The organism is Lactobacillus sp. UMNPBX1, assembly GCF_002554085.1.
Lineage (GTDB): Bacteria > Bacillota > Bacilli > Lactobacillales > Lactobacillaceae > Lactobacillus > Lactobacillus crispatus.
On record NZ_PCZI01000001.1, the window covers coordinates 329,055 to 353,295 of the forward strand.

The window sequence follows — 24,241 nt, forward strand, 5'->3', positions numbered from 1 at the left end:
AATATGCCTGCATCTTTACTTGAGTTAAAGAAAAAAATTGCTTCAGTAAAACAAACTGGTAAGATTACAGAAGCTATGAGAATGGTCTCTGCTTCAAAGTTGAATCAAACTGAAAATCGTGATAAAGGTTATACCGTTTATAACGACCATATTCGTAGAACTATTTCTCGTTTAATTAGCTCAGAAGTAGTTGATAATCTACGTGAAAAAGACGTCTCAATTGATAAGAACAATGTTGCTCAAATTGATTATACTGATGTCTTTGGTTTGGGGATTACAGCAGATATGATTCAGCCACGTAAGAATATCAAGACAACAGGTTTCTTGGTAATTTCAGGTGACCGTGGTCTTGTAGGTTCTTATAACAGCAATGTCATTAAGAATATGATGAGTATCTTTGAGGACGAACGTGCTCAAGGACACGATATCAAAGTTCTTGCTGTAGGTTCGGTTGCGGCACAATTCTTTAAAAAGAACAATATTAACGTTGTTTATGAAAAGAATGGTGTTTCAGATGTACCAACTTTTGATGAAGCATTACCAATTGTTTCAACCGCAATTAAGATGTTTTTGAATGGTGTCTATGACCAGCTTTACGTATGTTATACTCACCACGTTAACTCATTATCATCTGCTTTTCGTGTTGAAAAAATGTTACCAATCGTCGATTTAGATATTGGTGTCAAAGAAGCTGAAGCACATAAAGAATTAGAATACGATATTGAACCAGATCCAAATCAAGTGTTAATGAAGTTGTTACCACAATATGCACGTTCTACTATTTACGGTGCTATTTTGGATGCTAAGACTGCCGAACATGCTAGTTCAATGACAGCCATGCAGAGTGCGACTGATAATGCTAATGATCTGGTATCAAACTTAACTACAAAATTAAATCGTGCTAGACAGGCACAAATTACTACTGAAATTACTGAAATTATCAGTGGTGCAAATGCCTTAGAGTAATAAAGAAAAGGAGGTAGATGTTTTGAGTGAAGGTGAAATCGTTCAAGTAATCGGCCCAGTTGTCGATGTTAAATTCCCAATTGATAAGAATTTACCTGATATTAACAATGCCTTGCGTGTAATTAAGTCAGAGGATGAAAGCATTGTCCTTGAAGTTACACTTGAGCTTGGTGATGGTGTCTTAAGAACGATCGCCATGGAATCTACCGATGGTCTTCGTCGTGGTATGAAAGTCGAAGATACTGGCGGTCCAATTTCCGTTCCAGTTGGTGAAGATACTTTAGGACGCGTGTTTAACGTTTTGGGTCAACCAATTGACGGTGGTCCAGAATTTTCAAAAGATCACCCTCGTGAAGGTATCCACAAGGAAGCACCTAAGTACGCAGACTTGACTACTAGTCGTGAAATTCTTGAAACTGGTATCAAGGTTATCGACTTGCTTGAGCCATATGTACGTGGTGGTAAAGTTGGTTTGTTCGGTGGTGCCGGTGTTGGTAAGACTACTATCATTCAGGAATTAATTCACAACATTGCTCAAGAACATGGTGGTATTTCCGTATTTACTGGTGTTGGTGAAAGAACTCGTGAAGGTAACGACCTTTACTTCGAAATGAAAGCTTCAGGCGTTTTAAGTAAAACGGCCATGGTATTTGGTCAGATGAACGAGCCGCCTGGTGCCAGAATGCGTGTTGCGTTAACTGGTTTGACACTTGCTGAATACTTTAGAGATGTTGAGGGTCAAGACGTGTTGCTCTTTATCGACAATATCTTCCGGTTTACTCAGGCTGGTTCAGAAGTTTCAGCTTTGCTTGGTCGTATGCCAAGTGCCGTTGGTTATCAGCCAACTTTAGCAACAGAAATGGGACAATTGCAGGAAAGAATTACTTCTACTAAGAAGGGTTCAATTACTTCAATTCAAGCCGTTTATGTTCCTGCCGATGACTATACTGACCCAGCTCCATCAACCACATTCGCACACTTGGATGCTACTACTAACTTGGAACGTAGCTTAGTAGAACAAGGTATTTATCCAGCTGTTGACCCACTTGAATCTTCATCAAGTGCCCTTGACCCTGAAGTTGTTGGTGAAGAACACTATGAAGTAGCTACTCGAGTACAACATGTTTTACAACGTTACCATGAATTACAGGATATTATTTCTGTTTTAGGTATGGATGAATTGTCTGATGAAGAAAAATTGATCGTTGCACGTGCACGTAAGGTCCAATTCTTCTTGTCACAAAACTTCTTTGTTGCAGAACAATTTACTGGTGTACCAGGTTCATATGTTCCAATTAAGGAAAGCATTAAGGGCTTTAAGCTTATTTTGGATGGTCATCTTGATGACTTACCAGAAGATGCCTTTCGTGGTGTCGGCCCAATTGAAGATGTTTTGAAGAAAGCACAAGAAATGGGTGTAACTCCAAGTGATCCAGAAGCTAAAGCTTTACTAGAAAAGTAGGGTGATGTCAAATGGCAGATCCAGAGAAGCTTTTTAAAGTAGATGTTGTAACTCCTAATGGAATGATTTATTCACATCGTGGAAGTATCGTTGATGTACGTGCCGTTGATGGTGAACGTTCAATCATGTATAACCACGTACCACTTTTAACTCCACTAGTTATTAGTGAGGTTAAGATTAAGCGAAGCCGTGAAATGGATTCAGTAGTTGATCATATTGCGATTTCCGGTGGCTATATTGAGTTTTCGAATAATGTTGCTACGATTATTGCAGATAGTGCTGAACGCGCAAGAAACATTGATGTTTCTCGTGCTGAGGCAGCGAAGCAACGCGCTGAGCAACGTTTGAAGGAAGCACGGGAAAAACATGACGAACAAACTATGGCACGTGCTGAAGTTGCTTTAAGACGAGCAATGAACAGAATTAGCGTGTACAACACTAAAGGTCACTAGAAGAAGGAAGAGACGAATGCACAAAATGCTGCATCCGTCTTTTTTTGTCAAAATTGAGGAAAATATATGTTTCAATTAGGCGTTCATGCCATTATTAGTATCATTATATATTTGATTGCGATTGGCTTATCTTTTCAAGCAGTTAAAGCAATTCAACTAGATAAAATTATTCGTAAAGGCCATGTTTTTGAAACGCAATTATTATATTTATTTATTGCAATTGGCTTAGGTTTTTTAGTTGGCAATTTTGTCATTACTTTTATCGATACTTCAATGCAATTGAGTAATTTGTTTTAAAGATTGTGTTAAAACAAGGACAGTAAAGGAAAGTCATGATTATTTATGGTAAAATGGACGATGAATAATTATGGAGGGTTATCGTGGCACGAGATATAGGAATTGATTTGGGGACAGCAAACGTACTGATCAATGTCTCTGGTAAAGGTATCGTATTAAATGAACCTTCTGTTGTAGCTGTAAATACCGATACAAACAAGGTAGTTGCAGTTGGTTCAGAGGCATATGAGATGGTGGGAAGAACTCCAGGTAATATTCGAGTAATTCGCCCCTTGAAGAATGGGGTAATTGCTGATTTTGACATTACCGAAGCAATGCTGTCTTACTTTATTGAAAAATTAAATGTAAAAGGCTTTATGTCCAAGCCAAATATTTTGATTTGTGCTCCTACTGGAGTTACTTCAATTGAACAAAAAGCAATTATTCAGGCAGCTGAAAAGTCTGGTGGCGGCAAGGTTTATTTAGACTTTGAACCTAAAGTTGCGGCTGTTGGTGCAGGCTTGGATATTTTTAAACCGCAAGGTAATATGGTGATTGATATCGGTGGTGGTACCACTGACGTTGCAGTTTTATCAATGGGAGAAATTGTAACTTCTCAATCATTGCGTTATGCTGGCGATCGGATGAACCAGGCTGTCATCAGTTACATTAAGAATAAGCATAATTTGTTAATCGGTTCTAGAACTGCCGAACAAATTAAGATTGAAATTGGTAGCGCCTTTGAACCAGACCAAGATGAACAAATTACTGTTCGTGGTCGTGACGTAGTTGATGGTTTACCTAAGCAGACTACAGTTACTGCACCAGAGATTCAAAAGGCTTTAGAACCAGGCTTGATGTCAATCATTGCAGCAGCTAAAGAAGTATTGGAAACAACTCCACCAGAGCTTTCAGCAGATATTATTGATCGCGGAATCATGCTAACAGGTGGTGGAGCCCTATTAAAGAATATTGATAAGTTGATTTCTTATTATTTGCAAGTTCCAGTTTTAATTGCTGATCATCCATTGGAAGCAGTAGCTTTAGGAACTGGTACTTTGCTTAAAAATATTGAAAAGCATCAACGTCACTAAGTGAGGAAATTACTTGCGTAAGATTTTGATTTTTATTGTACGTATTTATCAGACAGTGATTTCACCGTTATTACCACCAAGTTGTCGTTATTATCCCACGTGTTCTAATTATATGATTGACGCGTTGAAAAAACATGGCCCAATTTTAGGGTTAATTATGGGAATTTGTCGTATACTAAGGTGTAACCCTTTTATTAGGGGCGGGGTAGATCCAGTTCCTGATAATTTTACTATTTTTCGAAATCCACATCCGGATCGATATGAAGACCCGATTATATCTTCTAAGTTTCATCCGGATAGCAAGTAGGAGGATTTATGTCTAAAAAGTTAGAAAATATTGATATTGAAGTTAATGAACTTAAAGGAAAGAATTTACCAACTTGGGAAGTTATTATTCCTAACAAGAAGTCCATTGGTTTAATTGAAAAGGTGGAAGGTCGTTATCGCGCTACTACTTCTAAGACTAGTAATATTTTATTTGCTAATAGTCTTGAAAGCAGTATTAACGATTTACTTTCATACTTCACCTTACATGAAAAATAAAATTTAAGTAGTGATTGTTTAATGGCAAAAGTTGAAAATGAAACGAGTCTATTCGATCGATTAGCCTGGAATATTATTATACCAGTGCTACTCTTGGCTTTAATTAGCTTGTATTGTATCTATGTTGCTGCATTAGGTGATCCTAGTCATATTGGTTCACCTGTTAGGGCAGTAGTTATGCAGGCATTATGGTACTTGATTTCAATTGCAATTATTGTGGTTGTGATGCAGTTTGATGCAGAACAGTTGTTTAAGATTGCGCCAATTTTCTTTGGAATCGGAATATTTTTGCTGATTGCGGTGCTATTCTTATATAACAGAAGCGTAGCTGCAGATACAGGTGCGAAAAGTTGGTTCAAACTAGGGCCGATTACTTTTCAGCCTTCAGAAATTATGAAGCCAGCTTTTATCTTGATGTTGGCTCGAGTGGTCAAAGAGCATAATGATAAATATGGTCACACGATTAAGACCGATTGGTTGTTATTAGGCAAAATTATTGCTTGGCTGGCACCGGTAGCAATTTTACTAAAGTTACAGAATGACTTTGGTACTATGTTAGTATTTATTGCCATCGTTGGTGGCGTGGTTTTAGTATCAGGGATTTCTTGGAAAATTATTGTACCGTTATATGGTATTGTGATTTTAGCAGCTATTGGGGTTATTGTCTTAGTAACTACGTCGGCTGGGCAATCATTGTTGAGTCATTTCTTTCAAGCATATCAATTTGAACGAATTAAGTCTTGGCTCGATCCATCTGGTGATACTTCATCAGGAGCTTATCAGTTATGGCAAAGTATGAAAGCCATTGGTTCTGGTCAACTATTTGGTAATGGTTTTGGCAAAGCTAGCGTTTATGTTCCAGTTCGTGGATCAGACATGGTTTTCTCGGTAATTGGTGAAAACTTTGGTTTTGTCGGCTGTGTAGCATTGATTTTGATTTATTTATACCTGATTATTCAAATGGTAAAAATCTCGTTCGATACCAGAAATGTATTTTATTCATACATTGCAACTGGTGTTATCATGATGATCTTGTTCCACGTATTTGAAAATATTGGGATGAACATTGATTTACTACCATTGACTGGTATTCCGTTGCCATTTGTTTCTCAAGGTGGTTCAGCTTTAATGGGGAACATGATTGGGATTGGTTTGATCTTGTCGATGAAGTTCCATAATCGTGATTACATGTTCAGTACGGCTGGCGATTTTTAGAAATAACATTAAAAAAATACCTCCAAAAATTCAAATCTGAATTTTGGAGGTATTTTTTTATCGGTTATTAAAGCTAAATAATTAGCCTTGCAAAGCATCCTTAACTTCTTCAGTACGACATACCAAGACGTCACATTTAGAAGTTCTGGTTACGTATTCGGTAACACTACCGATGAGCAGACGTTCAACAGCGTTCAAACCAGTAGCACCCACAACGATTAAATCAATATTGTGCTTCTTAGGGAAGTCATGTCCAATGATTGTCTTAGGTGAACCAAATTCAATAGAGTAGTGAACATCTTCAGCACCAGCCTTAGTAGCACGAGCTTGGTAATCCTTCATTCTCTTTTCAGCATCTTTAGAAACTTGTTCTACCATTGCTGAATCAAAACTTGAAACATTTTGGAAAGAACGAGTATCAATTACGTGTAAGATTTCTAGTGTTGCATGGTTACGCTTGGCGATGGCTACAGCCTTGCTGAAGGCCAAGTCAGCTTCTTTTGAACCATCAACTGCAACTTGAATATTCTTGTATTGTGAAAGCATATATAAGCACCTCTTCCTATATTCTATTTTACCAAAATTTTGCTTGTCATTAGTGAATTATTATTCTTTATTTTGAGTAATTGATAAACCAAAAGCCAAAATAGTTAATGAAGCTAAGAATAAGGTGATTAAGTTCAAATATTTATTACCCATGAATAGCAAAATAATTCCTAAAATACTTTCAGCTAAAAGGGCGACTGAAGTCCACTTAAGAATATTGCTCAAGCGTGGATCGCCACCAATGTCATAAATTAAAAAATGTCCGTTCCTTCTGTGCCACATGTACCATGAGGTTAACAGTAGGAGAAGGATAAAAATAATCATTACAATCTTTATTGCCATTTAACAGTCTCCACTATAGAAAAAGACGGTCAATTGAGACCGCCTTTTTTAATATTCTAAAGAAATCCGAGTTGACTAAACATAGCATAATGACGCTTGTTGAACCCGCAATGTTCAAAATTTTAGCTGGCATCGCAGCGAATATGGATCCTGCAACAAGGCAGTATTCCGATTCGGTAGTTATTTGCCAACCCCCACGTCTTATAGTTTGATCGGTCAACTTTATACATTTAAGCTTGTCGATCAACTCAGATCACTTATTATAATACGCATATTACAGGTGCTTGTCAACCATATTGAATGCGCGAGATTAGTGATTATTGCGCAAGTTATCAGATTGCATTTGTTTTAATTTTTGATAGGTTGCCTTATATCTAGCTTCGATTTTAGAATTGCCTTTAGGTGCAAAGTAGCTGGCATGAAGTAGGTTATTAGGCAAGTATTGCTGTGCTACCCAATCATTTTGATAATCATGAGGATAAAGGTAGTTCACGCCATGTCCAAGCTTTTTGGCACCAGAGTAATGAGCATCTTTTAGGTTGGCGGGAATTGAGTCAACTTTTTTGGTTCGAATATCAGCTAGTGCAGCATCAATTGCTGAAATGGCACTATTGCTTTTGGCAGAAAGAGCTAACTCAATAACCGCATTAGCCAGTGGAATTCGTGCTTCAGGCAAGCCAACCATTTGTGCAGCTTGGATGGCTACTATAGCGTGTTCAGCTGCGGCTGGATCGGCTAGTCCAATATCTTCGTAGGCAATTACTGCTAGTCTTCGACAGATAGAGACTAAGTCACCAGATTCAATTAATCGGGCAAGATAGTGCAGCGCTGCATCTGTATCAGAGCCACGAATTGATTTTTGAAATGCTGAGACTAGATCGTAATGTCCATCACCAGAAGCATCAAAGTTTTGCACCTTCATTTGAATTGAATCAGCCATTTCTTTTTGAGTGATGATAATTTTTTGATCATCTTGGTGTTTATCTTGCAATTCTTGCTTAGTTGAAAGAACAGCTAATTCTAAACTATTCAAAGTAGACCGCAAATCACCGTTGCCTTTTTCAATCAAAAGAGCACGCGCATCATCTGTTAATTCAACATTATATTTGCCTAGACCTTTTTCTTTATCGTTCAATGCGCGATCGATTGCATGAGAAGCATCATCTGTAGAAAGAGGCTTTAATTCAAAAATTTGGCAACGTGAACGAATAGCAGGGGAGATCGAAATATAAGGATTCTCAGTAGTTGCCCCAATTAAAATGATTTGTCCCGATTCTAGCAAAGGCAGTAAGAAGTCCTGCTTAGTTTTGTCCAAACGATGAATTTCGTCCAGCAATAAGACAACTGTCCCACTCATTTTGCCTTCTTCGGCTACTTGTTGCAATTGCTTTTTGCCGTCAGTAGCTGCATTGAGCTTTCTAAAGGCATATTTAGTTGAGCCTGCAATAGCACTAGCAATACTTGTTTTACCGATGCCAGGAGGGCCGTAAAGGATCATTGAAGACAGAAGTCTAGCTTCCACCATTCGGCGAATAATTTTGCCTGGACCAATCAGATGCCTTTGACCAACAACTTCGTCTAAATTAGTTGGTCGCATACGATATGCTAATGGTTTCATTTACTTATCTCCGTGAAAAAGTTTATGCCAAAAACTTTCTTTTGTTTTAGGTGCGGCTAATTCTTCTTTAGGAAATTCAGGTGGATAAACTTGCTTTAGCTCAATTCGTGGTCGATTGATAGCGTTCTTCGCTACAACTAGTACTGCCGTATCATGTGGTCCTGTTTTTGCGGTTTCATTGTTAACTAAAGTGAAGGGAATATCATATTTGCTGCAACTGGCTTCAACGTCTCCCAAGAAGCCATCATCAGTGATATTGCCATTGATCAAAATAGTATAGCCCTTAAAGTCAGTGATATGTTTAAGAAATAGGGCAGTTAATTCAGGATTTTTAACTTCAGTATTGTCCATACGGATTAAGCAGCGCTCACGTAATGAACCTAAAAATCTGCGGCGTTCATCAGGCTTAGTTTGTGGAGTAATACCTTGAGCTGCTTGTTCAACACGTTTATTTAAATCTTCAGTCATCTAATCATCCTTTCTTTTTATGTACTTATTGTAGCAAAGAAAAAAGCCTTTCTCGATTGAGAAAGACTTTCGACAAAATAAAATGTAAAAATTAAAGTAACTTGTTGTACCATTCAACAACTAAGGCTTCATCAATTTCTGGTTCCATTTCGTCACGTTCTGGTAAACGTACAAGAGTACCTTCCATTTTGTTTTCATCAAATGAAACAAATGATGGACGAGCAGTAACTGCTTCTAAGGCATCCTTAACTTGTTGCAAGTTCTTTGACTTTTCCTTCAAGCCAATAGTTTGACCAACCTTGACTTCGTATGAAGGAATGTCAACACGTTTACCATCAACAGTAATGTGACCGTGGTTTACCAATTGTCTAGCTTGTTCTCTAGTAGTAGCTAAACCAAGACGGTAAACAAGACTGTCCAAACGACGTTCAAGCAAGATCATGAAGTTAACACCGTGTTGACCTTCACGAATCTTACCAGCGCGGGTGAACAAAGTTCTAAATTGACGTTCGTTTAAGCCGTACATCCAACGTAACTTTTGCTTTTCGTGCAATTGTTGACCGTATTCTGACAAACGACCGCGGTTGTTAGGACCGTGTTGACCTGGAGCGTAGTTACGACGAGAAATTTCCTTACCAGTACCTGAAAGGGAAATACCCAATCTTCTTGAACGTTTCCAACTTGGACCTGTATATCTTGACATAAAAAATCCTCCATAAAATTTAAACAATAATTTTTGGAGTAAAATATTAAGCATAAGTTCAACATTCGTGCATCTTGGATTTACATTTTCGCCCAATGCAGCGCGGGTTACTCGTTCACTAAAGCGTTTCAAGATGTTGACGTTCTTGTCACTTATTGCTGCAAATATTTTACACGAATAGTATTATATAGAGTTCAGAATAATAAATCAAGAAAATAGAACAGCTTTTTGCACCTATTAGGGTCAGGTTTTGTTATAATTATGATAGTTTTGGAGGATAAACTATGTCATCAATTCAAGCTATTATAATTATTGCCGTGGTGATCCTAATCATTGTCGTAGTTGCAGCAATGCTAATGATCAATCGTAAACAACTAAAAGAAATTGAAGCGATTGATGCAGCAGTGACTGAAATTGAGAAGATGCATCTAGAAGATGATATTACGCGACTGGATAAAATGGATTTGGCCGGCGAAAGTTTAACTACATTAAATACTTGGCGCAAGAGCTACACTGAAGCAGCTAAGAAAAAATTACCGCGAGTGCATAAGCTAGTTGAAGAAGCTGCTAATGAAAATGCAACTTATCGCTTGTTTAAAGCAAGAAAGAATATTAAACAAGCACAGGAGATTATCAAGCCAACGCTCGAAGATGCTCGTAACACCAAGGCAGTTTTCACGGAACTACTTGAATCAAATAAGGAAAATCAAATTCAATATGATGCTTTGATTAAAGTTTATCGTGAATTAAGAAAAGATATCTTAGCCAATTCCTTTGAATATGGTGCTGCGATTGATCAGGTTGAAGATCAACTAGCATCAATGGAGAGTGACTTTGAAGAAGCAAAAAATCTTTCTTCACAAGGTGATCATGTTGAAGCTAAGCGAGTTTTGTCCAAGATTCGGATGTCTTTGGGTAACTTACAAAAACGCTTAAAACCGCTAAAAGAGGGCTATCATCAACTTGAAGTAGTGTTCCAAGATCAGCTTAAGGAATTGTCTGATGCTTATAAAAAAATGATTTCAGAAAAATATTACCTTACTAGCGTAGATGTTTTGGGCAGAATCAAGGAAATTCATGATGAAATTGATGGTGCGCGCAAATTGCTAGCTGAGACTAAGGTGGATGAATTAGCCAAGGAAAATAAAAAGATCTCTGGCGAAATTGACGATCTATATGATGTTTTAGCTAAGGAATACAAGGCAAGACCATTTGTTGAAAAAAATCAAAGTAAAATGCTGACTTTGATCTCACATCAGCAAACCGCGTCAAAGAAGCTGGTAGAAAAGTTGCGGCATATTGATGAGAGCTATGAATTGACTCATGGCGAATTGGAAAAGAGTAAAGACTTAGAAAAAGAAGTCAATGAAATGTACCATCAGTACACTATTGATACACAGAATATCGCAGATGGTAAGGGTGTTTACTCTGCTATTCAAGATTCATGGCTCCAGATGCTAGATCGCCTGCGTGAAATTGATGCAGAGCAGGCTAAGATGTCAACTGACGTTGATGGACTTTATGATTCTGAAAATGTAGCTAATGATTCAATCAAGCGCTTTAAGCAAGAAGTTTCATTAGTTTACCGTCGACTTGAAAGACGAAATTTGCCAGGTAATCCTGATAGCTTTGTTCAAATGTATACTTTGGTGGTCAACGAGATTGGTCATGTCAGCAACGAATTAAGTCAGGTCCGGATTAATATGGAAAAGATCTCAGCTGAATTAATTCAAATTTCTGATGATGTGGAGCGGCTTAAACGTGAAGCAGATGACATCATTAATTCCGCTAACCTAGTTGAATTGACGATGCAGTATTCAAATAAATATGCAGATAAGGATTCAATTGCGCAAGCACAAAAGACAGCGATGCAGCTATATAATGAATATAACTATAAGGAAGCCCTTGATACAATTGCTACAGCAATTGAAAAGGTAGAGCCAGGTAGTTATCAACGACTTGAAAATGCATATTATTCAGAAGAGAAGAGTAATTAATTGAAGCGATTCATTATTTAAGCTAAAATTGAAAAGTCTTGAAACGGTCAAGCGATTGACCGTTTTTTAAATGAAGGGGTAATGATAGTGATTTATTTTGATAATAGTGCAACAACGAAGATAGATCCACAAGTATTGGATACTTACAATAAAGTAGCGACTAATATTTGGGGCAATCCTTCGAGTTTGCATAAGATGGGTGATCGTGCACACCAATTGCTTGAGGCGTCACGTAAACAAATTGCTGATTTGCTGGGGACTAAGCAGCATGAAATTTTCTTCACTTCTGGTGGAACAGAATCAAATAATGCCGCAATTAAGGGGACTGCAATTCAAAAGCGTGAATTTGGTAAGCATATTATCACTTCTAGCGTGGAACATGCATCTGTAGCCAATAGTTTTAACGCGTTAGAGAATTTGGGTTGGCGCGTTACCAGATTGCCAGTTGATAAGGAAGGCCGAGTTAACGTTAATGACTTAAGAAACGCGATTGATTCTGATACAACTTTGGTTTCAATCATGGGCGTTAATAACGAAATTGGCACCATTCAACCAATTGATGAAATTAGCGATTTGCTTGAAAATTATCCAACGATTCAGTTCCATGTTGATAACGTTCAGGCACTTGGCAAAAATATTTGGGATAAGGTTTTTACACCAAGAGTAGACCTCTCGAGCTTATCTGCGCATAAGTTCCATGCACCACGTGGTATAGGTATTTTATATAAAAAAGAGGGCAAGATGCTCACACCTTTACATGATGGTGGTGGCCAAGAAAAGGGCCTGCGTTCAGGTACTGAAAACTTACCAGCAATTGCGGGAATGGCTAAGGCAATTCGCTTACTCTTGCAAGATGAACCAGAAAAGGCCAAGCGTGAAGCAGAAATTAAGGCTAAAATTGTTGATTATCTAAAAGATAAACCAGGGATTGATATTTTTTCACCAGTAAGCGATGGCTTTGCACCACATATTCTTTGCTTTGCTTTAGAAGGAATTCGGGGCGAAACTCTGGTTCATACGCTAGAAGATCAAGATATTTATACTTCAACTACTTCTGCTTGTGCATCAAAGACGGCAGATGAGGCTAGCACCTTGGTTTCTATGCGAATTGATGATAAGATTGCTACTAGTGCAATTCGTTTAAGTTTTGATGAGACGAATACGCTTCAAGAAGCGGATGAATTTATTAAGGTCTTTGACAAGATTTATAATCATTTTGCTAAAATTAATCATTTGGGAGAAAATTAATGGAATACACAGAAGTTATGGTTCGCTATGGCGAGCTTTCAACTAAGGGGAAGAACAGAAAGGACTTCATCAATCGCTTAGCAAGTAACGTTGAAAAAGTTCTTAAGGATTTCCCACAAATTGAATTTCATCCTCGTCATGATCGGATGCACATTGTCCTGAATGGCGCACCATTTAGGGATGTTGACCAACGTCTGAAGAAGGTATTTGGAATTCAAACTTACTCACCAGCAATTAAGATTCCTAAGACTCTTGAAGATATTGAAAAGACTTCTTTGGAATTGATGCAAGAGACTTTTAAGCCAGGGATGACCTTTAAGGTTAATACTAAGCGTAGTGACCACAAGTTTGAATACGACACTAATCAATTGAATAATCTGGTTGGTGACTACTTGTTTGATCATATGGATGGCTTGAAGGCTGAAATGAAGCATCCTGATTTGGTCTTGAGAATTGAAGTTCGTCAAGATGCCGTTTATATTTCTAATCAGTTGCTCCATGGTGTTGGCGGGATGCCCGTTGGTACTGCTGGTAAGGCTGTGATGATGCTTAGTGGTGGGATTGACTCACCAGTTGCTTCATGGCTGGCATTGAAGCGCGGAGTAGATATTGAAATGGTTCACTTCTTTAGTCCACCTTACACTACTGAAAAGGCCTTGGCTAAGGCTAAGGAATTGACTGGTATTTTGGCAAACTACGCTGGTAAGATTAATTTTATTGCTGTGCCATTTGCGGAAATTCAGGAAACGATCAAGGAAAAGTTGCCAGAAGGCTACTTGATGACTGTGCAACGTCGTTTTATGTTGCAATTAGCTGACCGCATTCGTGCTCAACGTGGTGGCCTAGCCATCTTTAATGGTGAGTCAGTTGGTCAAGTTGCTTCTCAGACTTTGCAATCAATGGTGGCCATTAATGATGTAACAACGACTCCAGTTATTCGTCCAGTTGCGACAATGGATAAGACGGAGATTATTGCCAAGGCTGAAGAGATTGGTACCTTTGATTTATCAATTCAACCATTTGAAGATTGTTGTACTATTTTTGCTCCGCCACGTCCTAAGACTAAGCCAAAGTTGGAAAAAGCGCGTGAATATGAAGCTCGTCTTGACGTTGAAGGCCTGATTGAAAGGGCAATGGCTGGTATTGAGATTACGCCAATTTATCCAAATGAAAAGTTTTTGGATGATAAGGCTCAGGAAGATAAAGATTTATTGTAAGAAAAAAGAATTGCATTTCTTAAGCTGTTTAGCTTAGGGGATGCAATTCTTTTATTTGTCCTAATAAAAATAGTCATTTACGAAGATTTCAAGATTTTTGTATCAACTATCTATATTTTAAATATGGAATAAATATTGTTAACAAGGGAGAAATTATTAGGATGAATAAAAAGATTAAAGTTACTAGTGTTGCTGCTGTAGCATTAGCTAGTTTAGTGTTGTCAAATGTAAATTTGAGTAATGAAGTTAGCTTTAAAGAAGTAATTGATTTTTAGATAACAAAGCAAAGAACATTAACCGAAAATGGCGAATGCTATTTTTGCCTGTTCACTGATAAATTTGTTAAAAATGATCAATTAGCTATGTAAACCAAGAATTTATTAAACAAAGGGGTTAATTATGTTAGTAGGCGAACGTTTAAAAGAAGTCCGTAAATCTTTGAAGTTAAATAAAACGCAGAAGGTATCTGGTACTATTAGTCGATCTTTTTACTCTCGAGTTGAAAAAAATGAAAACATGATTAACGCCAGAGATTTGATGGAAATTATGTATTCCCATGAAGTGCCGATGGTTAAATTTTGCCAAGGATTAGGCAATACTCGGCCTCAAATTTATGCTTATCATGAGAGAATTTTATATGCTTATTTAAAAAAGGATGTAGATGCTCTGAATGATATTTATCATAAAGGTAATTTTGCAGATCTGAGAATTAAAAGTTTTATTATTCTGCTAATTTCTAAGCTTGAAGGGCAAACTGAAGAAGCAAAGAAGATAATACAGCAAGATCCGAGCTACAATTGTTTGCAGGGGAATAACTGGAATGAAGAAAATCTCTGGTTTACTTTTTTTATCTTAGATCTTTATGATTTTAACCAAGTTCGAAATTTGATTGATATGTTTTTCAATAAGTATCATGCCAAAAATGTAGATGAATATACGATGCGTTTGGTGTCTAGAATTTTAGTTAAATATTTAGATCTTTGTTTTAAGCAAGGTAAAAGAAATAATGAGATGAATCAGGCAATCAAGTTTTTGAAGCTTTTACCAAACAAGGTTGAATTTGGAATCTATAAGATTCTAGCAACTTATTACGAAGAATTATTAGATAATAATTTTGAGAATGCTCAGTTGATTGCTGATCTTCTGCAAGATGAAGATTTGGATTATGAGAATGTATCTGATAAATAATTGTGCAAATATGAAGAAAAGACTGTATTTTTTCAATAAAGAGATACAATAAGACAGAATTTAAAGTTATTTAGAAAGTGTAAAAACTGATGAAGAAGATTTTTAAATGCGGCTTAATCGTGGCAGGGATGCTCGCATTGGCTCCAATTAGCATGACAGCCGTCAACACACCAACGCCTGTTTATGCTGCACAAAAGATTTATGGCATGGGAAAAATGTATACAATCCCTAAAAGCTTGCGTGGGACTTGGTATTCTAAATCTAGAAAGGTTAGAATTACTGCTCATACTTATAATGGTAAAACTGTTTATCATCAAAATACGAAGGCTATTCCAGAAAGAATCTGGAATCCAAGTAATAAGGCACAGATGCGAGAACAGAATCGTTTGATACATGCAACTAGAAATAAACTAGCGGGTTACTATACTAATCGTGCTGGTGGTAAGTACTTCACTGTTGCTCCTTGGATTGGTTTTGAAGAGTGGGACATGTTTAAAGCTAAGACTATGAAGGTTAATGGCAAGACCGTTAAGTATCTTGATTATTCTAATGGCTATACAGGTACTAAGTTCTTCAAGAGTAGAAGTTTAGCTAGGAAGTATTAGTTCAAAAACAGCTTATGTGACTTTAAGCTGTTTTTTGATTGGAAATTGAAAAGTTTATTAATCTTTAGAAAAATAAGTTTAACTAGGATCTAAATTAAAAATAATTATTTTAGGATTTACAAGTCTTTAATTAAACAATTCTTTACTTTCTGTTTGTCAACATTTAGTGATTCACTATCAAACCAACGCAAGGTATCTTGTGGCTAGAAACATGCTATGATATCATGATTTTTTATAGGGGGCTGGAAATTATGGCAGAAAGTTTAAAGACTCAAGAACCTATTGCTGTTGCAAACTTCGTGATAAATTTGGCTAATGAGAACAAGCTATCTGTCACTAATTTGCAACTTCAGAAAATTTTGTTCTTTTTGCAAGGCTATACTTTAGATAAATACCAAGTTGGAATAGTTAATGGTACTTTTTCAAAATGGCAGTATGGTCCTGTTCAAAAGAATGTATATCGCACTTTTAGAGATAATGGTGCTAGTCCAATTACAAATGAGTATTCAGATGCTTACTTTGATGAGTTAGGACAATTTAGAACTCAGACTCCTGAGATGAAAAGTATAGATAATAATGTGCGAGATGTACTTAAAAGTCTTGTACTTAAATTGCTTAGAATTCCCGTATGGAAGCTAGTTGATTTAACTCATAAGGATCCTAGTTGGTGTAATTATAAAGATGAAATAATGGAATATCAGGCATCTGATTATAGAAATGAAGAAATAGAATCATGTTTTGTTAATAATGAAGCAGAATTGAAATAACTTGAATTTTTATGAGTAATAAGAAAAAATTTATTAAAGATGTCATACAGCAATTTACTGTGAAAATAAATCAAGATGAGGCTAATGATCAGTTGATCCATAGCCTTATTTTTTTGGGTGAACATGAAAGTTACTGCAGATCATATCCAGAAATTAGTGATATTATTTATCATCTAGAAAAAGATAAGTTTCACATACTGAAAGAAAACTTTGCCTTATTAGATGAAATTACTGAAAACAAATTTGCTGCATTATTGAGTAATGAAAAGATAGCACCAGAAAATGGAAAAGGTGAAAAAATTGATAATCTTTTACGTTTTGAACGCCATATTAAATTAAGTTGTTATCAAAGAGATTATATTTTAAGTCAGACTTCTGATGCTGAACGTAGTGCAAGGGATGCTGAAAAGGTGGCTAAAAAGGCTAAAGGTAAAGTAGGCCACATTTATTCCGAGTTTGTGGGTATATTAGCGATTTTTACAGCTATGTCTTTTGCAATGATGGGTTCAGTTCAAGTTTTAGGAAATTTATTCCATGATGTTAAACTTTGGGGTAAAAGTTCGATAGGATATGCTCTAGTTATTGGTGGTATATATATTCTCATCATGTATTTAATAATAATGATTCTGCTAGTGGGTATGAAGAAGTTATATGGTGATGATGATAATGATTATAAATTTACACCTAAAATTGTTAGAGCAGTTATTGAAATAAGTATATTTATGATAGTTACTGGAATATTAAGTATCTGGATGCTCAAATAATACTAATACCTATTAAGAAAAGCCGCTTCAGCTTATAGGTTGAAGCGACTTTTTATTGTCCCCGATTTCCACGATATCTATGTCTCACTTGTCTTCGACTCAATCTTAATTTTAAAAATTGAGATTGTCAAATATATTGACTCACGATTTAGATGCTTAATTACAGCTGTAATCACAACTTAATCCACGATTAAAGGTGTAAGTAGGCAAAAGAGTGAGTCAATTTGGCTATGGCGTTTTCTTCTTAACTTTATTAAGAAGAAATAAGAAAATAGAATATTTGGCTAAAAAAGAACCGCAAAGAAAAAAAGGATAATGCATTAAACTGCATTATCCTTTTTCAAATTTCCCTATAAACTAGCTAATAACATTAACTAGATTTGAACAAAACTCCCCTGGGAATGGGGACAAATACAATATTGGATCTTTGGTTGTTTCCGCCCATCGAATAACTCCCGCCTCGAGAACCTCGAGTGGGACAAATGCGGCTAAGTTGATGTTTTTTCCGATTGCTAACCAAGAGAAACTCCCTCTGAAGTGAGGGACAAATTGTAATGTTCGTAGCTTGGTTGTTACCACCTTCGGAATAACTCCCGTCTCGAGAACCTCGAGCGGGACAAAATTGGCTAAGTTGATGTTGTTGCCAAGAGCAATTCCCTCTGAAATGGGGACAAATTATAATTAATTAACGAGTGTAAACCTTGTAGAAGTGGCCTTTGTGATAAATGCCGCCGCGAGCTAAACTTGCGTTGGTTTCGTAGTCGCCATCATCATCGAATACAAATTTAGTATTTGGTGAGGCTTTTCTACAATTGTTTCTAAATTGTGATTGAGTAATTTTAAGCCATGCAGATGAATGATAGCTACCATCTTCAACAAATCCAGTTAAACCGTGTTTGTTATCGTCAATTGGAGAACCAATACTTACAATATCGTTATCCGTTGAGTACATATCAACTTCAATTGCTGCACCTGGATGAAGCATTAAATTAGTCTTTGAAGCTTGCATATCACCGTTACGTGGTGAGAAGGCCTTGGTTACAGTGTAAACTTGCTCATATGATAAATCATTGTATTTCTTGGTGAAATACTTTGCATTGATGTATGCACTTGCATCGTCAAAGTAATTATAAATTTTATAATATTTTTGGCCATTAATATATTTCCAACCATGAGTTTTCAATAAAAAAGCAGAACCAATTGCTTCATCTGTGAAATTGCCATCATCTGTTGGATCATCATTGTAATATACATGTCTACCATTTCTATATAAACGTAATGGAAGTTTTTGTCCGAATCCCAAAGTTACTAGTTTATGATCACGTCTTAAATAATGAAAGGTGCTAGCTTGAACAGTTGAAACGTGTGACATAGTATTGATGCTGCTAATACCAACAACTGCAAATGTAGCTGCAGTTAACAATTTGATAAATTTATTTTTAAACATTTTTAATTTACCTCGTTTTTATTAATTATTAATAAGGAAATCGTAAGGTGATAGGAAAGATAAGTAAATAGAATCTTCATATTTGCACGCTTAAAGTTAGAAAATGTATTTCAGCGGTATAAATCCTTTAGAGAATTGGAGTTAACTATTCTGTACTGGGTATAACAGCGTAATGCAATATCATATGTTTCATTTTTACCATGCTCGGCAGCCCAGTGATATGCTCTCATAAGTATATTTATTTCAGTAAGTCCATTTTTGAAATCCGCTTTAACAGGTAGTTCGCTAATACCTTGAATAAAACGTGTTATATAGCTATTTCAGTATCAGAATTAGTTTTTTCATTTAAAGATTCATCAAGTGCTTGAAATAATAGAAGCAAAGTGGCATGTTGCATATATTACCTTCTTAGTAAATTGTATATAAAAATAAACCTGAGTATAGACCCAGGTTTATTTTTAATTATTCTTCAATAGCACCGTGTTCTTTAGCTTCTTTGTTGTGGTCAAGCATGTATCTCATAACGTGATCTACAAAATCATTTTGTTCGCGCGGGATATACTCAAAGTGAACATGAAGCTTTTTATCACTGACAATCTTATTGTACTCTTTGATTAAGTCAGTATTTACATGTGCATGTTTCTTTCCAGAAAGTACTCCAACACTGTATTCACTATCAGAATACAATGTGATCTTACTGTCTTCATGACACATACGCACAGCTTGAACAATCGCAAGCAGTTCCATTCGATTATTCGTTACATCGAACTTCTTACTATTTCGTACTATGCCTGAGAATGTGCGTGTGTCTTCTGTACTTTTAATGTAAGTACACCAGGCACCAATGTGAAAGTCATCCTTATGGCGATCAGCACCATCTGTGTAAACTATATATTCAGTTTCCATTTATATCACACTTTCTAGTTCAAGTAATCTTGCTGAACAAATCCATAGTAGAGTCAAATAAATTATTTGAAAATAGAATCTTCATATTTGCAATAAAATAATGAGCTTAATAATTTTCTTACTTTCAGAAAAAGTAAAAGAAAAGTTTAAAAAGACCATCTGTGAATTAATGCAGATGGTCTTTTTGATTTGGCGCATCATAAAAAATCTTCCATACAGAAGATTTCAAGCATTTATTCTCATGTTTATTTAGGATATAAGCGGAAAGTGGTGAGAATGAATGACAATTGGACGTCAACTTAAGAAGATGCGGCAATTATTAAATTTAAGTCAGTCACAAATGTGTGCGGGAATTATTAGCGAATCATTTTATTCTAAAATCGAACATGATAAAAATGAGCTTAGTATCAATAAGCTTTTAGCCCTTTTGAATGCGCATAATATTTCGCTTTATGACTTTTTTGAAGAGTTTGATGAGGAAAACTTATCAAAGATTAAGTTAGAAAAGCAGGTTTATACGGCTTTTAATAATCGTAATATTAATCAACTAAGAACAATCAAAAAGAATTTAAATAATAAGGATACGATTGAATTATTAAAAATCAACTTGATGTTAGCCACTTTGAACCATCAAGTTTACGAAATACCTGAAAAAACTCGAAAAGAGATTATAAATGGTTGCCTAAAAGTTGATCTGCAAAATGAAAAGAATTTCTGGAATTTAGCGATTTCAACCTATGTCTATAATTTCAATGAATTAAGCACATTTATAGATTATATTTTAGACAATGTAACTGAATTAGACTTAACAAATGATGATATGTTAGTTTCATTATTGAATCTAATCATTAATTACATGGATCGCTGTTTTCGTGAAAATAGTCTAAATAGGATTCAGATACTAGGTGCCTTTGTAAAGCAAATTCCTGATAGTTTTGCGGTTAGTTTTCATAAGTTAATTGTGAAATATTATGTTGCGTTGGCAGATAATGATATTGCACTTGCAAACCAAATTGAAAATTTGTTGAATAAGAGTGGATATCAATCTTATATAAAAACACTATCGGTAGTTGAGTGAGAGAATGATACTCTATAGGAAATGGTTTGAATTATAAAGTGGAGGGTAAAAAAGTGACTATTGGAGAAGCACTTAAGCAGGCTCGTTTGCACAGAGGCCTAACGCAAGAGCAAATGGCAAATGGTATTATTTCGGAGTCTTTTTATTCAAAAGTTGAACGTGATGTTCACCAAATAGATACTAATTTATTGTTGAATATCTTAATTTCACAGCACATAGATGTGGGAAGTTTTTTTAGTAGAATTAGCAATCAGACGTCTAAGAAAGAGCCGGATTTTGATTTAATGAATCAAATCAGTTTTGCACAGAATAACAGGGATTTAGATAAGCTTGATAAAATTGCGAGAGAAATCAAGAGCAGAAAAGAGAAGCCGAGTTTTTGGCTACAATTTAGACTTGAGAATGCTTATGCTTGGGTACTTCATTCTGGTGATCAGATCGATCCACAATTGAGGAAAAAAGTTAAAGCTATCATAGTTGATGAAAACTGGAATAGAACGGCTTACCATTATTTGAGTCAAGCAGTGATTTTCTTAGACATTGATGATGCATATCAGTTAGTTAACTTGGCTTTTAGAGCATATAGAAAAAGACCAGATACTGATACTTTTACACTGCAATTTGTAGCTATGATTGCAGTGAATTTCTTGAATTGTTGCTATCATAAGCACGCTAATAAGGAATATGCTGAAAGTGCAGTTCAATTCCTGCGCGAGCTTCCAACAGATGGTGCGATTGGTATTAATAGTGTTTTAGGAACGTATTATGAAGCTCTATTTAATAATGATCATGCAACAGCTGATGAAGTAGTTGATGTTTTAAGAAAGAGTGGGTATGTTTCACTGATTGAAGATACCTTAGAATAAATATTGAAAAGCAATGTCATTAGTAGCGTTATTTTTAATAATTGTACCAGTGTTAGCAACTACGCAAAAGGTAGAAGCCGCTTGGGGCAATTTAGGTGTCTACAATATGCCTAGCAAGATGCGCGGAACTTGGGTCAGTCGTGATAAGAAGAGCGTCTACAATAAGATTCGGATCACTAAGAATACAATTACTCTTACGCATAAACATAAGGCTAAAGGAACTTTGTCAGCTAATGATATCAGTCCTCAAGAAAATGTAGCCTTGATTACTGTGTATGCGGCTAATAAATATCGCGGTGCATGGCAAAGCACATTGCAAAATGCTGAACATAGTAGCTTAAATGTATCTTTGATCAAGCGAGACGATAGTTCAAATTATCGCGGTCAAGGTTATATTTATGAAGTGAATGCGGGGAAAAATTTGCAAACACGCTACACTTTGCAAGGCGATGGTAGTGGTCAAAAAATCTTTTTGTATCAAGGTGAACGTTATCTTGGTATTGCTACAGTAGAGCAAATTGTGCGATTTTTGAACAAGATAAACTGTGATGCAGAAATTAGTCACTTGCAAAAGAAAGTCACGATTGGTGGTTCTTCATCAAGTAACGCAAGTGCTACCGATGACTCTAAGAATGATGCTCAAACTAATAAATCTGATATTCCTGGGGATGTTGGTATTTTTACAGTCCCAGCAAATTATCGCGGCGTTTGGTATAGCAATGATTCTAAAATGGAATTAATGGCACACAGTATGATTGTAAATGGTGATAAAACTCAACTTCATCATCAAGCTTCTAATTTTAGTGAAAAGCAAAGGCAAAGTCGTGATATTCAAGATAAAACGATGCACATTGCGGCAGCTAATATGACTAATATTAATGGTTTTAGTGGTATTTTTATAGCAGGCTGGTGTCAATCTGCTGGTGAAAAGACAGTATATGCTCTCCATCAAGAAAAAGGTCAGCCTGTTTTGCTGGAAATTGGGACAGCTGGTGGCTTGCATGATGTTATGTGGCGTAGTCCGCAACTTGCTAAGAAATATGCTCACACTAAGTTCACTGATTTGCGTAAATTAGGTGGCATTGAACTAAACTAATTTTTAGCTTTTAGAATAATCGCGCGCAAAAACGGTCGATTTCGTTTTCGACCGTTTTTTTGCGCGTGAAAGAGTATAATTATAAATAAATAGTTTAGAAACGGTGATCTAAATGAGAGAAACCAAAAATTTAGAATTTAAAGAGAAATTGACGAATACTTTTCTGAAAACGGTTAGTGCATTTGCAAATTATGGCAATGGAAAGATTAAATTTGGAATAAAGGATGATGGATCAATCGTTGGTGTGAAAAATCCAGTTGAATTTTGTTTAAATGTTGAAAATAAAATCAACGATTCGATCACACCAAATCCAGATTATAATTTAGAAATTGATCCTAAAACTAATGTGGTTACTTTAACAGTAAAGCAAGGAATTAATCCTCCATATTTATATAAATCAAAGGCCTATAAGAGAAATGATAGTGCTTCAATTGAAATTGATCGATCTGAATTATCACAGTTAATCTTAATTGGTGAAAATAGAACCTATGATAGTTTAACCGCGATGAACCAAAATTTGTCATTTAACATTTTAGAAGAAGCATTAAAAGAAAAGATAGGAATTAAAAGTTTAACATCTGATATATTGATTACGCTTAATTTAGAGCATAAGGATACTAGTTACACTAACGCCGGTGAGCTTTTGGCAGACAAAAATAATTATCGTGGAATTGGTATTGTTCGGTTTGGTGAAAGCATTAATATTATGCTTGATCGAGCAAGTTATGAGCATGAATCTATTCTTAAAGAGTATAAGCAAGCAATTCAAAAATATCGTCAATATTATCAACATGAAGAAATACAGGGAGCAACGCGAAATATTGTAAGTCAGATTCCAGAAGAAGCTTTTCGTGAGGCAATAGCCAATGCCTTAGTTCATCGAGTTTGGAACATTAACTCGCAAATTAAAATTTCTATGTATGATGATAGAATTGAAGTAGTATTTCCAGGTGGATTGCCACAAGGACTTAGCAAAGAAGAATATCTTTCAGGTCAGATTTCCATTTTGCGTAATCCAATTATTGCTAATGTTTTCTTTAGGTTAGGATTAATTGAGCAATTTGGTACAGGTGTAAGAAGAATAAATGATTCTTATAGAAGTAGTTTGGTTCAACCGCAGTTTGAAATTTTTGATAATTCGATAAAGATAATATTGCCAGTTTTAAAATTTATTACGGACGATCTGTCTAATGATGAAAAGAAAGTATATCAAATAATTCATGAAGGTGCGGATACTACGAAGCAAATTAGCCAAATGAGTAAGTTTGGTAGGACGAAAGTTTTGAAGATTTTGCGGCAACTAGAAAAACAAGGTTATATTAGAAGAATGGGTGAAGGCAGAGCTACAAAATATATTTTAAGCAAATAATCGCGCGC

26 protein-coding genes are annotated in these 24,241 nt (G+C 35.9%); 19 read left to right on the forward strand and 7 right to left on the reverse strand.

Going from position 1 to position 24,241, the window contains the following annotated elements; all coding sequences use genetic code 11:
• Window positions 1-3 precede the first annotated feature (3 nt).
• From CP352_RS01685 to CP352_RS01720, 8 genes are all read left to right on the forward strand, one after another.
• The gene (locus CP352_RS01685; RefSeq protein ID WP_005728513.1) at window positions 4-966 is read left to right on the forward strand and encodes a F0F1 ATP synthase subunit gamma; all 963 of its coding nucleotides are present in this window, start codon (window positions 4-6) and stop codon (window positions 964-966) included.
• 22 nt (window positions 967-988) lie between these two features.
• Window positions 989-2,428: a F0F1 ATP synthase subunit beta gene (atpD, locus tag CP352_RS01690; RefSeq protein WP_005718775.1), complete on the forward strand. Its 1,440-nt coding sequence runs from the start codon at window positions 989-991 to the stop codon at window positions 2,426-2,428.
• An 11-nt stretch (window positions 2,429-2,439) separates the two neighbouring features.
• A complete protein-coding gene (locus CP352_RS01695; RefSeq protein WP_005718776.1) occupies window positions 2,440-2,880 on the forward strand; it encodes a F0F1 ATP synthase subunit epsilon in 441 nt (146 codons plus the stop codon).
• 66 nt (window positions 2,881-2,946) lie between these two features.
• On the forward strand, window positions 2,947-3,177 hold the full coding sequence (locus CP352_RS01700; RefSeq protein ID WP_013086111.1) for a DUF1146 family protein: 231 nt from the start codon (window positions 2,947-2,949) through the stop codon (window positions 3,175-3,177).
• 83 nt (window positions 3,178-3,260) lie between these two features.
• Window positions 3,261-4,250: a rod shape-determining protein gene (locus CP352_RS01705; RefSeq protein WP_013086112.1), complete on the forward strand. Its 990-nt coding sequence runs from the start codon at window positions 3,261-3,263 to the stop codon at window positions 4,248-4,250.
• A 13-nt stretch (window positions 4,251-4,263) separates the two neighbouring features.
• Window positions 4,264-4,557, forward strand: coding sequence for a membrane protein insertion efficiency factor YidD (gene yidD / locus CP352_RS01710; protein ID WP_089143154.1), 294 nt, complete (start codon window positions 4,264-4,266; stop codon window positions 4,555-4,557).
• Between the two features lie 8 nt (window positions 4,558-4,565).
• Entirely contained in the window at window positions 4,566-4,793 is a 228-nt protein-coding gene (locus CP352_RS01715; protein WP_013086114.1) for a DUF2969 domain-containing protein, read from the forward strand.
• A 21-nt stretch (window positions 4,794-4,814) separates the two neighbouring features.
• Window positions 4,815-6,008 carry an FtsW/RodA/SpoVE family cell cycle protein gene (locus CP352_RS01720; protein WP_013086115.1) on the forward strand — a complete coding sequence of 398 codons (1,194 nt, stop codon included), beginning with the start codon at window positions 4,815-4,817 and terminating at the stop codon, window positions 6,006-6,008.
• Between the two features lie 81 nt (window positions 6,009-6,089).
• Here CP352_RS01720 and CP352_RS01725 read toward each other — a convergent pair whose 3' ends face one another.
• The 5 genes from CP352_RS01725 to rpsD form a co-directional block, all read right to left on the reverse strand.
• Window positions 6,090-6,554: a universal stress protein gene (locus CP352_RS01725; RefSeq protein WP_005718784.1), complete on the reverse strand. Its 465-nt coding sequence runs from the start codon at window positions 6,552-6,554 to the stop codon at window positions 6,090-6,092.
• 60 nt (window positions 6,555-6,614) lie between these two features.
• Window positions 6,615-6,896, reverse strand: a complete 282-nt coding sequence (locus CP352_RS01730) for a hypothetical protein (RefSeq protein ID WP_005718786.1) — start codon at window positions 6,894-6,896, stop codon at window positions 6,615-6,617.
• Window positions 6,897-7,206: 310 nt separating this feature from the next.
• Window positions 7,207-8,514, reverse strand: coding sequence for a replication-associated recombination protein A (locus CP352_RS01740; RefSeq protein WP_013086116.1), 1,308 nt, complete (start codon window positions 8,512-8,514; stop codon window positions 7,207-7,209).
• A complete protein-coding gene (locus tag CP352_RS01745; protein WP_013086117.1) occupies window positions 8,515-8,982 on the reverse strand; it encodes a YueI family protein in 468 nt (155 codons plus the stop codon).
• A 91-nt stretch (window positions 8,983-9,073) separates the two neighbouring features.
• Complete coding sequence (gene rpsD, locus CP352_RS01750) at window positions 9,074-9,685, reverse strand: 30S ribosomal protein S4 (protein WP_005721374.1); 612 nt, start codon at window positions 9,683-9,685, stop codon at window positions 9,074-9,076.
• A gap of 284 nt (window positions 9,686-9,969) precedes the next feature.
• Here rpsD and ezrA point away from each other — a divergent pair, with 284 nt between their 5' ends.
• From ezrA to CP352_RS01785, 7 genes are all read left to right on the forward strand, one after another.
• On the forward strand, window positions 9,970-11,682 hold the full coding sequence (gene ezrA / locus CP352_RS01755) for a septation ring formation regulator EzrA (protein WP_005718795.1): 1,713 nt from the start codon (window positions 9,970-9,972) through the stop codon (window positions 11,680-11,682).
• Window positions 11,683-11,769: 87 nt separating this feature from the next.
• Entirely contained in the window at window positions 11,770-12,930 is a 1,161-nt protein-coding gene (locus CP352_RS01760; protein ID WP_089143155.1) for a cysteine desulfurase family protein, read from the forward strand.
• A complete protein-coding gene (thiI, locus tag CP352_RS01765; RefSeq protein WP_089143156.1) occupies window positions 12,930-14,147 on the forward strand; it encodes a tRNA uracil 4-sulfurtransferase ThiI in 1,218 nt (405 codons plus the stop codon). The genes CP352_RS01760 and thiI overlap by 1 nt, the downstream gene beginning before the upstream one ends.
• A gap of 399 nt (window positions 14,148-14,546) precedes the next feature.
• Entirely contained in the window at window positions 14,547-15,335 is a 789-nt protein-coding gene (locus tag CP352_RS01770; protein ID WP_089143157.1) for a helix-turn-helix domain-containing protein, read from the forward strand.
• Between the two features lie 89 nt (window positions 15,336-15,424).
• Window positions 15,425-15,940: a hypothetical protein gene (locus tag CP352_RS01775; RefSeq protein WP_089143158.1), complete on the forward strand. Its 516-nt coding sequence runs from the start codon at window positions 15,425-15,427 to the stop codon at window positions 15,938-15,940.
• 251 nt (window positions 15,941-16,191) lie between these two features.
• Window positions 16,192-16,707, forward strand: a complete 516-nt coding sequence (locus CP352_RS01780; RefSeq protein ID WP_023488088.1) for a Panacea domain-containing protein — start codon at window positions 16,192-16,194, stop codon at window positions 16,705-16,707.
• An 11-nt stretch (window positions 16,708-16,718) separates the two neighbouring features.
• The gene (locus CP352_RS01785) at window positions 16,719-17,471 is read left to right on the forward strand and encodes a hypothetical protein (protein WP_023488089.1); all 753 of its coding nucleotides are present in this window, start codon (window positions 16,719-16,721) and stop codon (window positions 17,469-17,471) included.
• Window positions 17,472-18,156: 685 nt separating this feature from the next.
• Here CP352_RS01785 and CP352_RS01790 read toward each other — a convergent pair.
• Together CP352_RS01790 and CP352_RS01795 are read right to left on the reverse strand one after the other, a co-directional pair.
• Complete coding sequence (locus tag CP352_RS01790; protein ID WP_089143161.1) at window positions 18,157-18,918, reverse strand: hypothetical protein; 762 nt, start codon at window positions 18,916-18,918, stop codon at window positions 18,157-18,159.
• Window positions 18,919-19,380: 462 nt separating this feature from the next.
• On the reverse strand, window positions 19,381-19,824 hold the full coding sequence (locus CP352_RS01795; RefSeq protein ID WP_089143162.1) for an RNase H family protein: 444 nt from the start codon (window positions 19,822-19,824) through the stop codon (window positions 19,381-19,383).
• A gap of 280 nt (window positions 19,825-20,104) precedes the next feature.
• Here CP352_RS01795 and CP352_RS01800 point away from each other — a divergent pair, with 280 nt between their 5' ends.
• From CP352_RS01800 to CP352_RS01815, 4 genes are all read left to right on the forward strand, one after another.
• Complete coding sequence (locus CP352_RS01800; protein WP_089143163.1) at window positions 20,105-20,902, forward strand: helix-turn-helix domain-containing protein; 798 nt, start codon at window positions 20,105-20,107, stop codon at window positions 20,900-20,902.
• A gap of 53 nt (window positions 20,903-20,955) precedes the next feature.
• Window positions 20,956-21,768 (forward strand): helix-turn-helix domain-containing protein, encoded by an 813-nt coding sequence (locus CP352_RS01805; RefSeq protein ID WP_089143164.1) that lies wholly within the window; start codon window positions 20,956-20,958, stop codon window positions 21,766-21,768.
• Window positions 21,769-21,781: 13 nt separating this feature from the next.
• A complete protein-coding gene (locus CP352_RS01810) occupies window positions 21,782-22,864 on the forward strand; it encodes a hypothetical protein (RefSeq protein ID WP_233186894.1) in 1,083 nt (360 codons plus the stop codon).
• A gap of 112 nt (window positions 22,865-22,976) precedes the next feature.
• On the forward strand, window positions 22,977-24,233 hold the full coding sequence (locus CP352_RS01815) for an ATP-binding protein (protein WP_089143165.1): 1,257 nt from the start codon (window positions 22,977-22,979) through the stop codon (window positions 24,231-24,233).
• Window positions 24,234-24,241: the final 8 nt, after the last annotated feature.